The organism is Nonomuraea sp. NPDC049269 (assembly GCF_043197155.1).
GTDB lineage: Bacteria > Actinomycetota > Actinomycetes > Streptosporangiales > Streptosporangiaceae > Nonomuraea.
This window is the reverse complement of sequence record NZ_JBICSO010000001.1, coordinates 1,104,891-1,118,800: the sequence shown is the minus strand read 5'-3', so window position 1 is coordinate 1,118,800 and position 13,910 is coordinate 1,104,891. Positions and strand designations below refer to the sequence as shown.

The following is a 13,910-nucleotide window of genomic DNA, read 5'->3' as shown; positions in this document are numbered from 1 at the left end:
CCTAACTCCCCGTGGATCGGTAGTGCCGGATGCCCAGCCGCCAGGCGAACCCGGCGAGCAGGGCGAGGACCAGGGCCGCGACCGGCCCGAGAAAGCGCATGAAGCCCGGGGTGCCGAACGGGTCGTCCCTGTCCAGCACGTAGAGGGCCGGCTGCCAGTTGACGAAGGCCAGCGGCAGCCCGTAGGTCACCCCGCGCACCAGCTCGCGGCCGTAGATCGCGAACGGGTACTGGGTGAGCTGGCCGGAGCCGTAGGTGAAGGCGTTGGTCACCTCGGACGCGTCCGTCAGCACGAACTGCACCGCCCCGGCCAGCGTCCACAGTGCCGCGAAGATGACCACCCCCGTCGCGATCATGACGGGGATCATCCAGAGCCGCCCGGAGTCGAGGTCGAGGGCGCTGATCGAGTAGCCGAGCACGAGCGCCGCCTGCAGGACGCGGCCGATGCGGGTGGGCAGGAAACGGTCGGCCGCCATCTGGATCCAGGTGCTCACAGGCCTGATCAGCATGGTGTCGAACGTGCCCGCCTTGACGTGCTGGCTGATCCGGTCGATGTTGCTGACGAACATGTCGCAGAGGCAGAAGGCCACGTTCGCCGTGCCGTACAGGAAGAGCGTCTCCGCGCGGGAGAAGCCGGCCAGAGAGGTGGTGTTGGCGAAGATGATGAGGATCACCGCCACGTCGGTGCCCGCCACGATGAGACCGAGCACGGACATCAGGGCGAACGAGGCCGGGTAGGCCATCGCGGCGCGGGTCCAGGTCCAGGCCAGCCGGAAATAAGCGCTAACCACCCTGGATCACCACCTTGTGGCGGATGGCCCGCGTGCCGAGCGCGCCGGCGGCGAGCAGCACCGCCGCCCAGCAGCCCTGGAACGCCAGGGTCTCCAGGACGGGCGCCTTGCCGAGGTAGAGGTCGGTGGGGGCCTGGACCATCGCGGCCCACGGCAGCGCCCTGGCCAGCTCGCCGACGATGCCCGGGAACAGGCTGAGCGGCAGCAGCATCCCGCTGAAGAGCGTGGTGAGCACCAGTGAGAACGCCCCCACGCCACGGTCGTCGATCAGCCAGCAGACCGACAGCGCGACCAGGTAGCGCCAGGCGAAGCTGACGATCACCCCGGCCAGGAAGCCGGCGAGGAAGGCGAGCCACTGCCCCGGCTCCGCGGGATGGGCGATGCCGAACAGCGCGGCGCCCAGCAGCATCGGCGGGATGCCGCGAGCGAAGAACAGGTAGGCGGCCCTGCCCAGGTCCTCGGCGAGGGACCAGAGCTGGAGCGAGGCGGGGCGGACGAGGTCGAGCGCGATGTCGCCGCTGCGGATCCGCTCGGGGATGGTGAGACCGGTGCCGAACAGCTGCATCGGGCCGATGCAGGCCTGGGTGATGAAGCAGAACGTGACGGCCTGGGTGACGTCGTAGCCGGCCAGACCGGGCCTGGCCTGCCAGAGGGCGATGAGGATGTAGGCGCGAAGGATGCCGAAGACGCTGTTGGTGAAGGCGCCCGCGACCGTGGCCCAGACGTAGGTGGCGTGCTTGCGGAAGCCGTACCGGACCAGCCGGGCATAGAGGGGTATGGTTCTGCACCTCCGGAGAGTGATGGCACGGTGACCAGCCGTGCCCGGACCCATACGTGGGTCGGCCGATGGAAGCCTTGAATTATCTGCTTTCCGGTCGGGGCTCCGCAACGCGATAAACGGAACGCGGCACCGCGCGACACATCGCCGAAATAATCCCGTAAGCGAGGAGATACTTACTTGCGAGTAGAGCGATGTTCTAGGGGAAGGATATTCATCGGAGGACACATGGACCTGGACAGGGATGACACTCCCGACTACCCGTTGAGCTGGCAGGCTCGCGCGCTCACCGGTCTGATGCGCGGGACCCTCAAGCCGGCCTCCCACCTCCTGATGCGCCACCCCCTCACGATCGACTGCGCCGCCCGCTTCGGCGACCTGGCCCGGCTGCTGCCGCTGCGCCCGCCCGGCCACGTGGACATCGAGCCGGCCGCCTTCTCGGCGTGCGGCGGGGAGTGGGTGCGCGCGGGCGCCGCTCCCGACGAGGGCAAGGTGCTGCTGTACTTTCACGGCGGCGGCTACTTCTCCTGCTCGCCCAGGACCCACCGGCCGATCACCTGGCGCCTGTCCGTCGCGGCCCACCGCCCGGTGCTCGCCCTCGACTACCGCCAGGGGCCGGTCCACAAGCTGGCCGACTCCCTGAGTGACGCGCTGGACGCCTACGACTGCTTACTGAACCGCGGGTACGCGCCCGAGGACGTCGTGTTCGCCGGCGACTCGGCGGGCGGGCATCTCACGCTGGCCACCCTGCTCGCCCTGCGCGACCGGGGCCTGCCGCTGCCGGCCGCGGCCGTCTGCCTGTCGCCCTGGGCCGACCTGACGGACCTGCCCAAGCGCGCGAACCGCTGGCAGGACCCCATGCTGGCGGCCGGCCGCATCCGCTGGCTGGCCCGGCGCTGGACCTCCGGCCTGGACCCGCGCGATCCCCTCGTGTCGCCCGTGCACGGCGACTTCACCGGCCTGCCGCCGCTCATGATCGTCACCGGTTCGACGGAGGTGCTCCGGGACGAGGCGCGGCGCGTGGCGGTCAAGGCCAGGCGGGCGGGGGTGCCGGTGACGTACGAGGAGTGGCGGCGGATGCCGCACGTGTTCCCGATCCTGGCGGACGTGCTGCCCGAGGGCCGGCTGGCCTTCCGGCACATGGCGCGCTTCTTCGCCGCCGTCGCGGCCGTCCGGTCGTCCTCGCTGGAGGATGCGGCCTGAAGCCCCCTTGATACCCGAGGCTCTCTTTGGTGATGCCATGCTGGGGAGATCGCGGCTGGTATCGCCTGAATGGTGCCTGGTCGCCGTGGCCGCTCACCTGCGGACCGGAGCATGACAGTGTAGGTTAGGCATACCTAATATTTCGAGGAGTGACCGATGGCTGACAAGCCCAGAGATCACCATCGCGGCGTCGTCGTCCGTACGGAGCGGATCTCGCCCCACATGATCCGCGTGGTGGTCGGTGGTGAGGATCTGCGTGACTTCGCCACCTCGGGTCTCACCGACCACTACGTCAAGCTCGTCTTCCCGCACGAGGGTGTCGACTACCCGGTTCCCTTCAACGTCCAGCACGTACGCGAGACCATGCCGCGGGAGGTCTGGCCGCGGCTGCGCACTTACACCGTGCGGGCCTGGGACCCCGACGCCCAGGAGATGACGCTGGACTTCGTCTACCATGGCGACGAGGGCATCGCCGGGCCGTGGGCCGCGCGGGCCGTGCCCGGCGACGAGCTGTTCATGCTGGGCCCCGGCGGCGGCTACGTGCCGAGCCCGGAGGCCGGCTGGCACCTGCTCGTGGGTGACGAGAGCGCGCTCCCGGCGATCGCGGCCTCGCTGGAGGCGCTGCCCGACGGCGCCCTCGCCCACGCCTTCATCGAGGTGGACGGGCCGGAGGAGGAGCAGAAGCTGCGGGTCGCCGGTGACACGCGGCTGGTCTGGCTGCACCGCGGCGGCGCGCCCGTCGGCGAGGCGCTGGTGAAGGCGGTGCGTGAGCTGGAGTTCCCCGAGGGTGACGTGCACGCGTTCGTCCACGGCGAGGCGGGGTTCGTCAAGGAGCTGCGGCGGCACCTCCGGGTCGATCGCAAGGTGCCGATGGAGCGGCTGTCGATCTCCGGCTACTGGCGGCTCGGGGCCGACGACGAGGGCTGGCGAGCCGTGAAGCGCGACTGGAACCGCCAGGTCGAAGCCGAGGAGGCCGCGGCACTCGGCTAGGAGACGCCCAGCGCGACGCTCACCTGATCGCGGGATCACGGGCAACCTCTCCAATTCCCGGCGACGAGTCACCATAATTGGTGATCTACGGCCTGGTTGTGCCGGGAGGAGAAATCCGCATGCCGGAATTCGAACCGCTGCGCGAGCATGACCCCATCCAGGTGGGTGAGTACCGGCTGATCGGACGGCTGAGCCCGGACGTGTTCGTCGGACGGGTGAACGCTGAACCGGAAGAGGGCGCCCCGGAGCTCGTCGTGGTGAAGCTGCTGGACCCGGAGGTCGACCAGGAGCGCTTCCTGCGCATGATCGAGCCCTTCCAGGAGGTCTCCGCGTTCTGCACGGCCCAGGTGCTCGGGTCGGGGCTGCTGGACGACCGGCCGTACGTGGTGAGCGAGTACATCGACGGCCCCACGCTGGAGCGGGCGACCGCGGCGGGCACGCGGCTGCGGAACGCGGCGCTGCACCGGCTCGCGGTCGGGACCGCGACCGCGCTGGTGGCCATCCACCAGGCGAACGTCGTGCACGGCGACATCCGGCCCGGCAACGTGGTGCTCGGCCCTGACGGGCCCAGGCTGATCAATTTCGGCATCGGCCGGGCGATGGCGGGCACGGCCTCCGCCACGACCCGCAAGGTGGACGTTCCCGCCTTCACCCCGCCAGAACGGCTCGGCGGGGCCACGGCGGAACCGCCGGCCGACCTGTTCTCCTGGGCGGCGACGTTGGTGGCCGCGGCGTCCGGCCGCTCTCCCTTCGACGGCGGCTCGATGGCGGGCACGGTCAACCGGATCACCAACGGCGAGCCGGACCTGCCCGACCTCGGGGACCTGCGCGAGCTGGTGGTGGCCTGCCTGGCGAAGGATCCCGCGCTGCGTCCCACGTCGAGCGACGTGCTGCTGCGGCTGGTCGGGGAGACCAACTTCCTGACCGCGCGGCTGCCACCGCCGTCCGGGCTGCCGTACAGCCTGCCGCCGCCGCGATTACCCCCGGACTCGCAGCCGCCTTCATCGCTGGATTCCCCACCGCTGCGGTGGCAGCCATCGCAGTCGCCGTCGTTTTCGTCGGATTCGCCGCAGCCGTCACCGCAGGACGGGCAGGAGCCGGCCGGCGTCGCGGCCACTGTGCCGGTTCGGCGGGGTCGCGGGGTGCTGATCGCCGTGGTGGCGTTCGTCGCGGGGGCCCTGGTGTCCGGCGTCGGCGTCTACGCGCTGACCCGCCGGCCGATCGTGGTGGCCGCCGGTCCGTCCGCCCCCCGTCCGTCCGGGGCCGTCCGATCCGACGCCGGTACGAACCTGCCCACCTCGGTCATCACCGCCGCGCCCACGATCACACCGAGCGTGACCAGCGCGCCGGTCGCCAGCGTCGCGCCCAAGGCCGACAAGGACGTCAAACTCACCGACATCGACGCCGTCCTGCACGAGAACTCCGCCGATCCCGTACGGCTGGCCGCCTACCTCCAGGTCAAGAGGCCGTTCAAGGCGTTCGCCAGGGACCGGGCCGGCCAGTTCCAGGAGGTCGGTCTGGCCGAGGAGCCGCGCGTGTCGCCGATGGGCGACTGGGTGGCGCTCAACCCGTGGATCAAGTTCCAGAGTTCCGGCATGGATCACGTGCGGTTCACCAACCTGAACACCAAGGAGTCCTTCACCGTCAACACGGTGCAGAAACCCGCGCAGACCTGGTACCCCTCCTGGTCGCGGGACGGCGGGCGGGTGCTGCTGTCGATCACGAACGCCAAGCGGGACCGGATCACCGGCTTCGTGGCCGTCGACGTGCGGGCGCGGACGGCCACCGTCGTGAAGACCCAGTACACCGACGACAGCAGCCTGCCGTTCGCGTTCACCCCGGACGGCAAGATCGCCAGAGGCTACAGCAGCCCCAAGAGCAACGGCATTGAGACGTACGACATGTCGGGAAAAGTCACGCACAGCATGCACTGGGTGGGCAGGCCCCGTGACGTCTCCTGGTACTCCCCGTCGGGCAAGCAGTTCATGACGGTCTGCCCCACCGGCAAGGAGGTCTGCGTCTGGGACGCCACGACCGGTGACCGCAAGGCCACCGTGCCCTCCGTCAAGGACGGCTCCCTCCTGCTCGGCTGGTTCGACGAGGACCACATCCTGGTGCAGGAGAACGCCAAGAAGGGCCGGGCCCAGGTCGAGATCGTCGACTTCTTGGGCAAGGTCGAGCGGGTGCTCGTGGACCTCGCCCCGCACAACAGCGCCCGGCAGTTCGCGGCCAAGGCGCCGTGACCATGGAACCGCGCCCCTTGCTCACGGGTGATCCCGCCCAGGTGGGGTCGTACCGTGTCGCGGGCCGGCTCGGCCTTGGCGGCCAAGGGGTCGTCTACCTCGGCGAGTCGGCCGAAGGGGAACGGGTCGCGATCAAGCTGCTCACGCGCGCGGCCGGGGAGGAGGACCGGGCCGGGTTCGCCAAGGAGATCGAGCTCGCGCGGCGCGTCAAGGCGTTCTGCACGGCGACCGTGCTGGCGACCGGCGAGCTGAACGGTGTCCCGTACGTCGTCAGCGAGTACGTCGACGGCCCCTCACTCGCCAGGGTCCTGGCCGAGCGGGGCCCGCTGCGGCAGGCCGAACTGCGCCGCCTGGCGATCGGCAGCCTGACCGCGCTGGCCGCCATCCACCAGGCCGGCGTGGTGCACCGGGACCTCAAACCGGGCAACGTGCTGCTCGGCAGGGACGGCCCCCGGGTGATCGACTTCGGTATCTCGCGGGCGCTGGACTCCAGTGAGCTGACCGGCGACCAGTTGGTGGGCACCCCGCCGTACATGGCTCCCGAGCAGTTCGGCGGCGCCGGCTCCGGGCCGCCGGCGGACCTGTTCGCCTGGGCGGCCACGGTGGTGTGCGCCGCGACGGGCAAGCCGCCCTTCGGCTCGGGCGACCTGCCGTCCGTGCTCAACCGGATCCTGACCGCGGAGCCGGACCTCGGCGACCTGCGGGGCGACCTGCGTGACCTGGTGGCCCGCTGCCTGGCCAAGGACCCCGCCGCCCGCCCGACGGCCGCCCGCGCCCTGCTCACCCTGCTCGGCCATCCGGTCCCGCCACAGGGCCTGCTCACCGAGGGCACCAGATCCGCCGCCCCGCCCCCTGCCGCTTCGGCGCCGGTTCCTGTCCGGCGCTTCGGGCGGCGGCTCGCGCGGGCCGGGGCGGGCGCCGCCGCGGTGCTGGTGGCCGCCGTCGCGGTGACCGTCACGATCAAGCTCACCCGTACGGCGACCGTGACCGGCACGGCGGGGACCGCCACCGCCACCACCGGCCCGAGCTCCATCCCATCCTCGGCGTCGTCCGGCACGCCCACGGTCTCGGTCGCCCAAGTGATCCCCACGACCGCGACGACCACGGCGAAGATACCCGGCACGAAGATCACCTTGCACGAGAACCCCGCCGACCCCGTCTGGGCCAGCTCCGCCTACGGAATCGTGCCGCTGAGTGATGGCGCTCCCGCCTACGTCCGCGACGCCAAGACCGCCAAATTCGAATACTTCGGAAATTTCCAGCAGCCGGCGGTCTCACCGCACGGCACCTATGTGGCCGCTCTGTCCACCACGACGCTGAGCCGTACCGACTACAACACGATCAGGTTGGTCACCACGGTCACCGGCGAGGACGTGGAACTCCGCACCGCCGACAAACCCGGCGAAACGCTCGGTGCGGTGTGGAACGAGGACGGCCGTCACCTGCTCATGACGATCTACACGGGCAAGACGGGCTCGCTGACCATGGCCGGGTTCGTGATCGTGGACGCCGCGACCAAGAGCGTCCGCACCCGCCTGATGGCCGGAGGGTACAAGGGCAGCTACTCCTGGGGCCCGGACGCCTCGACCCTGATGCGCCAGGAGAGGGACGGTGCGATCAGCTTCGTCGGGCTGGACGGCACGGTGATCCGCTCATTCCGCGGCATGGGCGACCTCATGCACAGGAGCGCCGCCACACTGCGCATCGGCACGGGGACCGCCACGGTGTTCTCCACCGCCTGCCCGGGCAAGCCCAGGGACGTCTGCCTGTGGGACGTGGTCACCGGCACCAGGAAGGCCGTCGTGCCGGGAGGCGAGATCACGACGTTCAGCGGCTGGCTGGACGGCGAGCACATCCTCGCCCTGGTCACCAAGGGCGGCACCACCCGCGTGGTCCTGGCCGGTTTCGATGGCAAGATCAAGCGGCTCCTGGCCGAGGGACCAGCGAAGCAACTCAAGACGATCAGCCTCTGGTACAGCACGAAGTGATCTTTCCGGTGGACCCACACCTTGTCCTGGAGGGCGTAGCAGCAGGAGGTGTCGTTCTCCTCGAACGTGGCCAGCCCGGCGTCCTTGAGGTGCTGGGTGGCGGCGTCGACCTGTGGCTGGGGCCGCGCTCGGTGCTCTGCTGCTGGCCGCCCTGTATCCGCCGAGGGCCGCGCCGCCCGCGCCCGTCCCTGATGGTGTCCGGCGGCCTCGGCCGACCTGCCTCGATAGGAGAAACGGTGTCCGACCAGCGGTGTTGTTCGTCTGCGTGCACAACGCCGGCTGCTCTCAGATGGCCGCCGCCTTCCTCACCCACCTCGCAGGCGACCGCGTCCGGGTGCGCAAACGGTATGAGGACTGGGAGCTGGACGACCCCGCCGGACAAGGGCTCGAGGCCGTACGGCCGATCCGGGACGCGATCGAGGCCCGCGTGCACGCCTTGATCGCCGACCTCACCTCACCTCAGCTCCCGCACGGCGGACGGAGGCGTGAGCGTCCTCGCGGACGCGGCCAGGCATCGTCCGGTCATCGAGCCCAGCTCGGCGAGAGCCGCCGTAACCGCGCTCGGACACAGGCGAGCGTGAGCCGCGTCCTGGCCGCACTCGTCGAGCCGGCGCGGCACGGCTGGGTGGCGACCGTCGAACAGCGCGACGGGCGAGGGCGTCGGGCCGTTCTCGGCGCACCCAACCGTGCTGGGGTGACGAGGAAGGGGCCCAGCCTGGAGAAGAACCGGGCCTCTTCCTTGCGTCTATGGGTGGCGGTTGAAACAGCCGAGCAGTCCCCACAGAACGGCGCCGCCGGCGGTGAGTCCGGTGAGGAGTGCGGCGGGCCACGTGGAGCCGTCCGCGAGCATGAGAGCGGTCGCGATGCTGGTGCAGGCGACTATCGCGAGCGCGATAAGAAGCGCGCGTTGCGTGTCCATAGGAACCAACTCCTATCCAACGAAGAACCCCATCCGAAGCAGGCTCCATGCGCGCGATGCGCAGTGGACGCCGTCCGGGGTGGATCCAGTAGGAGAAGGCCCTCTACCTCGCACGATACGGCGCCCTACCGGACGCGCCCACGATTTCGCGCAGTTTTGCCATTGGCGTGTCTCGAGGAAAAGCGGGTCTTACCGAGGCTGGACACCCGGCATGCTCACGATCAGGCCGAAGTGGTCCGCCGAGACATCCTGGATGGCGTCCTCCACCGGACGACTACGAAGGACGGCGGCACCGCCCGCCCGGACAAGGCGTGGCGCCCATCGGGCGAAGGCGATGTACGACGCGCCGGAAGGAGCGGTGCGGGAGATCGCCGCCAAGCTGGGGTGAGCCGTCCGGCGATCTATCGGGGACCGACACGCTCGGCAGGAGGTCGTCGAGGGTATCCGGTTCGCGAGCCAGTGCGAGCACCATCTGTTGCTGTTCCACGGCACAGTGGCGGTCGGCTACCTGGTGAAGGACGGCAGGTTGGCGGGCTTGTCGAAAGAACGTGCTCCAGCGCGGCATCGCACGGGCCGCCGACCTGATCGAAGGCCTGCTGGGCTGAGGGAATCGGCTGACGACCAGCCTGAATGAGCACCGTCTCGTCACGGCGGCCGACCCCGTGCGGGATCAGCGGCCGTGTCCCTGGAGGCCCTCAGCCCTGTGCGGCGTTTGGGGCTGGCCCATGCTTGCCGTACAAAAAACCCCAAAAAAAGGGCCGTGTGCTGGAGCGCGCACTCCCGCCCCTGGCCGACAGGTCAGCAGGCCCTGACTTCGTCGAGGTAGGAACCCCAGCCGTGCCGGAAGAAGAAAGTCTTGCCCGGCTTGAGCACCTTGCACTCACTGTCGAAGTTGTACTGGATGACGATCTTCACGCGTATGGTGCGCCCGCAGTCGTTGCGGACCTTCACCCACTTGTTGTAGTCGCTTCCGGTCCAGGTCGTGGCGCAGTCTGGGGCGCCGTCCAGGGCCGACGCGGTTGAGGCTGAAGCGGCGTAGGCGGGCAGCGCGACCAGAGCGACAGAGGTGAGCGCCGCCATCGCCGCGAGTCGGATCTTTCTCCTCATGCTCATCTTGCGGGTCCCTGTCTTCCTCGGAAATGTCACGCAAACCGTAGGAGCGGGGACGTTGAGGACCTGTTGAGGATGGGTTGACCCCCTGACAAGCGTGCGGCGGCTGCGGTTTCCAGAGCGGGCCGCGCCAGGCCGGGGGGAGTCTGGCGCGGCCCATTCGCCGGGGAACCATCCCATGCCCTGGAGGTGGCCGGCGAGATCAGCGGATCTAGTGGCTGAACTGCTCTTCCTCGGTGGAGCCGCGCAGCGCGGTCGTCGAGGAGTCGGGGGCGACGGCGGTGCTGATCAGGTCGAAGTAGCCGGTGCCCACCTCGCGCTGGTGGCGGGTCGCGGTGTAGCCGCGCGACTCGGCCGCGAACTCGGCCTCCTGCAGGTCGACGTACGCGGTCATGCCGTCGTTGGCGTACCCCTGCGCCAGGCTGAACATCGAGTAGTTCAGCGAGTGGAAGCCGGCCAGCGTAATGAACTGGAATTTGTACCCCATATGCCCCAGCTCCCGCTGGAACTTGGCGATCGTGGAGTCGTCCAGGTGCTTCTTCCAGTTGAACGACGGTGAGCAGTTGTAGGCCAGCATCTGGTCCGGGTACTCCGCCTTGATGGCCTCGGCGAACTCGCGGGCCACGTCGAGGTCGGGCGTGCCGGTCTCCATCCAGAGCAGGTCGGAGTGCGGCGAGTAGGCCAGGCCGCGCGCGATGCACGACTTGACGCCGTTGCGGACCCGGTAGAAGCCCTCGGCGGTCCGCTCGCCGGTGGCGAACGCCTGGTCGCGGGGGTCCACGTCGCTGGTCAGGAGCGTCGCGGCCTGGGCGTCGGTCCGCGCGATGATCAGAGTCGGGACACCGGCCACGTCGGCGGCCAGGCGGGCGGCGTTCAGCGTCTTGACGTGCTGGCCGGTCGGGATCAGCACCTTGCCGCCCAGGTGGCCGCACTTCTTCTCGGAGGCGAGTTGGTCCTCCCAGTGCACGCCCGCCGCGCCTGCGGCGATCATGCCCTTCATGAGCTCGTACGCGTTCAGCACGCCGCCGAACCCCGCCTCGGCGTCCGCCACGATCGGCGCCAGCCAGTGCGGCCCGTCCTGGAGGCCCTCCGACCAGGTGATCTGGTCGGCACGCAGCAACGCGTTGTTGATCCGGCGCACGACGGCGGGCACGGAGTTCGCCGGATAGAGGCTCTGGTCCGGGTAGGTCTGGCCGCCCAGGTTCGCGTCGGCCGCGACCTGCCAGCCGGACAGGTAGATGGCCTGCAGCCCGGCCTTCACCTGCTGGACCGCCTGGTTTCCGGTGAGCGCGCCGAGCGCGTGCACGTAGTCCTCGGTCTGCAGGAGGTTCCACAGCCGCTCGGCGCCGCGCCGGGCCAGCGTGTGCTCCTCCTGGACGCTTCCGCGCAGCCTGATCACGTCCTCGGCGCGATAAGTCCGTTCGACGCCCGCCCAGCGAGGGTCGCTGTCCCATTCGTCCTGCAGCTGCTCAGCAGCTCCCTTGAGGCGATCGTTCATTTTGCACTCCTTTGTCGTCCCCTGGGGCCTGTGCCGAGTCTGTGCCCGGGCGGGTAGGGGCCAATAGCCTGCTCTGGCCAGAAGAAGCGGCAAATTTCTGCTGATATGAATACTCACGGGTATTCAGCCGAGAATAAAAGCCAAGTTTTCCCAATGGACTAGACCAATGTCATGAGGCGACGGCTCCCCTCCGTGGTCCCAAGACACCTCCGGCCCTGGTCCTCCGATGTCTAGAAAATGGCTGGAATTTCTGTCTAAGATGCTCACATGGCGTCCTTGCTAGGCGAAGAACCGCTGTCTTTGACGCAGGAGCTCGATCTCATCGCGTTTGGGCAACGCCTTCGCCACCTGCGCAAACAGCGTGGTCTGACCCTTTCCGACCTGGGGTCGCGGGTCAGCAGGGCGCCCAGCCAGCTGTCGCTGCTGGAGAACGGCAAGCGCGAACCGAAGCTCACGCTGCTCAAATCCCTGGCGGCCGCGCTGGGCGTCCCCGTCGAGGAGCTGCTGCGCCGCCAGCCGCCGAACCGCCGCGCCCAGCTCGAGATCGCGCTGGAAGAGGCCCAGCGTGACCCGATCTACGCGAGCCTAGGCCTGCCCCGGCTCAAGGTCTCCGCACGCGTCCCGAACGACGTCCTCGAACACCTCCTCGGCCTGTACGGCGAGCTGCGCGCGAGGCAAGCACGGGGCACCGCCACCCCGGAAGAGGCCAGAGCCGCGAACGCCGAGCTGAGGCGCCGCCAGCGCGAGGTCGGCAACTACTTCCCCGAGATCGAGAAGGCCGCCGCCGAGGCGCTGACCTCGGTCGGCTACCGCACCGGCGCCCTGTCGCAGAGCATGATCCAGGGCCTGGTCACCCATTTCGGCTTCACGGTGCACACCGCCCAGGACCTCCCCAGGTCCGTACGTTCCATCACGGACCTCCGCAACCGCCGCATCTACGTCAAGCACGAGCAGCTCGGCATGCATACCCCCCGGACGATCCTGCTGCAGACCCTCGGCCACCTCGCGCTCGGCCACGGCAAGCCACGCGACTTCGCCGACTTCCTGCGCCAGCGCACCGAGGCCAACTACTTCGCCGCCGCCGTGCTCGTACCGGAGAAGGCCGCCGCCCTCTACCTGCAGGAGGCCAAGTCGAACCGGGCGCTGTCGGTGGAGGACCTGCGCGACGTGTTCGCCGTGTCGTATGAGATGGCCGCCCACCGCTTCACGAACCTGGCCACCCACCACCTCGACCTGGTCTGCCACTTCGTCCGCAACGACGCGGGCGGCACGATCTACAAGGCGTACGAGAACGACGGGATCGTCTTCCCCGCCGACGAGCAGGGGGCGATCGAGGGGCAGCGGATGTGCCTGCAGTGGTCGGGGCGCCAGGTGTTCTCCTCGCCGGACCGGTTCTCGGTGTTCTACCAGTACTCGGATTCGCCCACGGGCACCTATTTCTGCGTCGCGCACGTGGACCCGTCGCGGGAGCGGGACTTCGCGATCACGCTCGGGGTGCCGTTCAGGGAGTCGCGGTGGTTCCGGGGCAGGGAGACCACCAACCGCACCAAATCCAACTGCCCGACCGGCGACTGCTGCCGCCGCCCGCCCACTGAACTGGCCGAACGCTGGGAGGGCTACGCCTGGCCGTCGGCCCGCGCCAACTCGCACGTTCTGGCCGCCCTGCCGCCGGGGTCGTTCCCGGGGGTAGACGAGGCCGACGTCTACACCTTCCTGGAACGGCACGCGGCCGCGACCGCTTCCTGACGTCGTCCTCGTACGCCGGAGAGATCGCGCAACGCCGCCTCGGCGCTCGGCCGACTCAGGAGTGGGCGCCGCTGGGCTTGGGCCGCCATGGTCAGTGCACCCGGCAGCGGCGTGCGGTATGCATTCGGCGCTGCTTCGCCCTTGGCCTGGTGAGACCGCCTTGCCTGCCCTGCACGTGGCGGCGGGCCTGCGGGGCTGGCTTGTGGGACCGGCTTGTGAGATCGGCCGCTCCTGATGCCCAGCGCCGCCAAGACCTTCGCCCGATGATGCTGCAGATGGAGGCACGCCGCCCGCCAAGGACGTAGCTTGGCCGCTGGCTCGTCCCGGCCGGGGAAGCTCGCCATCGCCTGCCCGGCTGTGGCCTGATCGACCGCGCTGTCGACCCCGCCTGGCCGGCTGCGGCCTGCCTACCGGCCGCCGGGTCGACCGCGCCCGACTGGCTGCGGCTGGTCTCGGCTCACTTCGGTCCCCTGCGATCCTCTCGCGATCCCCCTCGCGACCCCCGCGATCCCGCCGCTGACCTGCGGGTTGCCTGGGTCGGGTTGTCGAGTCGTCCCCCGCATCCGCAGACAGAGGCGAGCTCATGGGCCGCGCTTTGTATAGGGTAGGGGGGTATGGTAATGTCCATCAAAGAAGCGCGGGAGG

At 69.6% G+C, this 13,910-nt stretch carries 11 protein-coding genes and 1 pseudogene; 6 read left to right on the top strand and 6 right to left on the bottom strand.

Annotated elements, in window-relative coordinates; all coding sequences use genetic code 11:
* Nucleotide 1: 1 nt before the first annotated feature.
* Both ACGFNP_RS05180 and ACGFNP_RS05175 read right to left on the bottom strand, forming a co-directional pair.
* The gene (locus tag ACGFNP_RS05180) at nucleotides 2-790 is read right to left on the bottom strand and encodes an ABC transporter permease (protein WP_393315002.1); all 789 of its coding nucleotides are present in this window, start codon (nucleotides 788-790) and stop codon (nucleotides 2-4) included.
* Nucleotides 783-1,622 (bottom strand): ABC transporter permease, encoded by an 840-nt coding sequence (locus ACGFNP_RS05175; protein WP_393314999.1) that lies wholly within the window; start codon nucleotides 1,620-1,622, stop codon nucleotides 783-785. Before ACGFNP_RS05175 ends, ACGFNP_RS05180 begins: the two co-directional genes overlap by 8 nt.
* 174 nt (nucleotides 1,623-1,796) lie before the next feature.
* Between ACGFNP_RS05175 and ACGFNP_RS05170 the strand changes: the two genes are divergently transcribed.
* From ACGFNP_RS05170 to ACGFNP_RS05155, 4 genes are all read left to right on the top strand, one after another.
* Complete coding sequence (locus ACGFNP_RS05170) at nucleotides 1,797-2,771, top strand: alpha/beta hydrolase (RefSeq protein WP_358329060.1); 975 nt, start codon at nucleotides 1,797-1,799, stop codon at nucleotides 2,769-2,771.
* 156 nt (nucleotides 2,772-2,927) lie between these two features.
* Nucleotides 2,928-3,761 carry a siderophore-interacting protein gene (locus ACGFNP_RS05165; RefSeq protein WP_393314995.1) on the top strand — a complete coding sequence of 278 codons (834 nt, stop codon included), beginning with the start codon at nucleotides 2,928-2,930 and terminating at the stop codon, nucleotides 3,759-3,761.
* A gap of 119 nt (nucleotides 3,762-3,880) precedes the next feature.
* Nucleotides 3,881-6,004 carry a protein kinase gene (locus ACGFNP_RS05160; protein WP_393314992.1) on the top strand — a complete coding sequence of 708 codons (2,124 nt, stop codon included), beginning with the start codon at nucleotides 3,881-3,883 and terminating at the stop codon, nucleotides 6,002-6,004.
* Nucleotides 6,005-6,006: 2 nt separating this feature from the next.
* The gene (locus ACGFNP_RS05155; protein ID WP_393314989.1) at nucleotides 6,007-7,992 is read left to right on the top strand and encodes a protein kinase; all 1,986 of its coding nucleotides are present in this window, start codon (nucleotides 6,007-6,009) and stop codon (nucleotides 7,990-7,992) included.
* A gap of 8 nt (nucleotides 7,993-8,000) precedes the next feature.
* Here ACGFNP_RS05155 and ACGFNP_RS05150 read toward each other — a convergent pair.
* Nucleotides 8,001-8,105 (bottom strand): annotated as a pseudogene (locus ACGFNP_RS05150) (glyoxalase/bleomycin resistance/dioxygenase family protein); the annotation flags it as partial.
* 632 nt (nucleotides 8,106-8,737) lie between these two features.
* The gene (locus tag ACGFNP_RS05145; RefSeq protein WP_358329836.1) at nucleotides 8,738-8,911 is read right to left on the bottom strand and encodes a hypothetical protein; all 174 of its coding nucleotides are present in this window, start codon (nucleotides 8,909-8,911) and stop codon (nucleotides 8,738-8,740) included.
* Between the two features lie 403 nt (nucleotides 8,912-9,314).
* Between ACGFNP_RS05145 and ACGFNP_RS05140 the strand changes: the two genes are divergently transcribed.
* Nucleotides 9,315-9,545, top strand: a complete 231-nt coding sequence (locus ACGFNP_RS05140) for a GTP cyclohydrolase I (protein WP_358329815.1) — start codon at nucleotides 9,315-9,317, stop codon at nucleotides 9,543-9,545.
* A 164-nt stretch (nucleotides 9,546-9,709) separates the two neighbouring features.
* Here ACGFNP_RS05140 and ACGFNP_RS05135 read toward each other — a convergent pair whose 3' ends face one another.
* Both ACGFNP_RS05135 and aceA read right to left on the bottom strand, forming a co-directional pair.
* Nucleotides 9,710-10,018: a hypothetical protein gene (locus ACGFNP_RS05135; protein ID WP_358329072.1), complete on the bottom strand. Its 309-nt coding sequence runs from the start codon at nucleotides 10,016-10,018 to the stop codon at nucleotides 9,710-9,712.
* A 214-nt stretch (nucleotides 10,019-10,232) separates the two neighbouring features.
* On the bottom strand, nucleotides 10,233-11,519 hold the full coding sequence (gene aceA / locus ACGFNP_RS05130; protein WP_358329075.1) for an isocitrate lyase: 1,287 nt from the start codon (nucleotides 11,517-11,519) through the stop codon (nucleotides 10,233-10,235).
* Nucleotides 11,520-11,786: 267 nt separating this feature from the next.
* Between aceA and ACGFNP_RS05125 the strand changes: the two genes are divergently transcribed.
* Entirely contained in the window at nucleotides 11,787-13,265 is a 1,479-nt protein-coding gene (locus tag ACGFNP_RS05125) for a helix-turn-helix domain-containing protein (RefSeq protein ID WP_393314985.1), read from the top strand.
* Nucleotides 13,266-13,910 lie beyond the last annotated feature (645 nt).

Excerpts from the sequence above, each read along its gene's own strand:
- ACGFNP_RS05175 (WP_393314999.1), bottom strand. The coding sequence starts at position 1,622 with ATGGGTCCGGGCACGGCTGGTCACCGTGCCATCACTCTCCGGAGGTGC.
- ACGFNP_RS05170 (WP_358329060.1), top strand. The coding sequence starts at position 1,797 with ATGGACCTGGACAGGGATGACACTCCCGACTACCCGTTGAGCTGGCAG.
- ACGFNP_RS05165 (WP_393314995.1), top strand. The coding sequence starts at position 2,928 with ATGGCTGACAAGCCCAGAGATCACCATCGCGGCGTCGTCGTCCGTACG.
- ACGFNP_RS05160 (WP_393314992.1), top strand. The coding sequence starts at position 3,881 with ATGCCGGAATTCGAACCGCTGCGCGAGCATGACCCCATCCAGGTGGGT.
- ACGFNP_RS05155 (WP_393314989.1), top strand. The coding sequence starts at position 6,007 with ATGGAACCGCGCCCCTTGCTCACGGGTGATCCCGCCCAGGTGGGGTCG.
- ACGFNP_RS05145 (WP_358329836.1), bottom strand. The coding sequence starts at position 8,911 with ATGGACACGCAACGCGCGCTTCTTATCGCGCTCGCGATAGTCGCCTGC.
- ACGFNP_RS05135 (WP_358329072.1), bottom strand. The coding sequence starts at position 10,018 with ATGAGGAGAAAGATCCGACTCGCGGCGATGGCGGCGCTCACCTCTGTC.
- aceA (WP_358329075.1), bottom strand. The coding sequence starts at position 11,519 with ATGAACGATCGCCTCAAGGGAGCTGCTGAGCAGCTGCAGGACGAATGG.
- ACGFNP_RS05125 (WP_393314985.1), top strand. The coding sequence starts at position 11,787 with ATGGCGTCCTTGCTAGGCGAAGAACCGCTGTCTTTGACGCAGGAGCTC.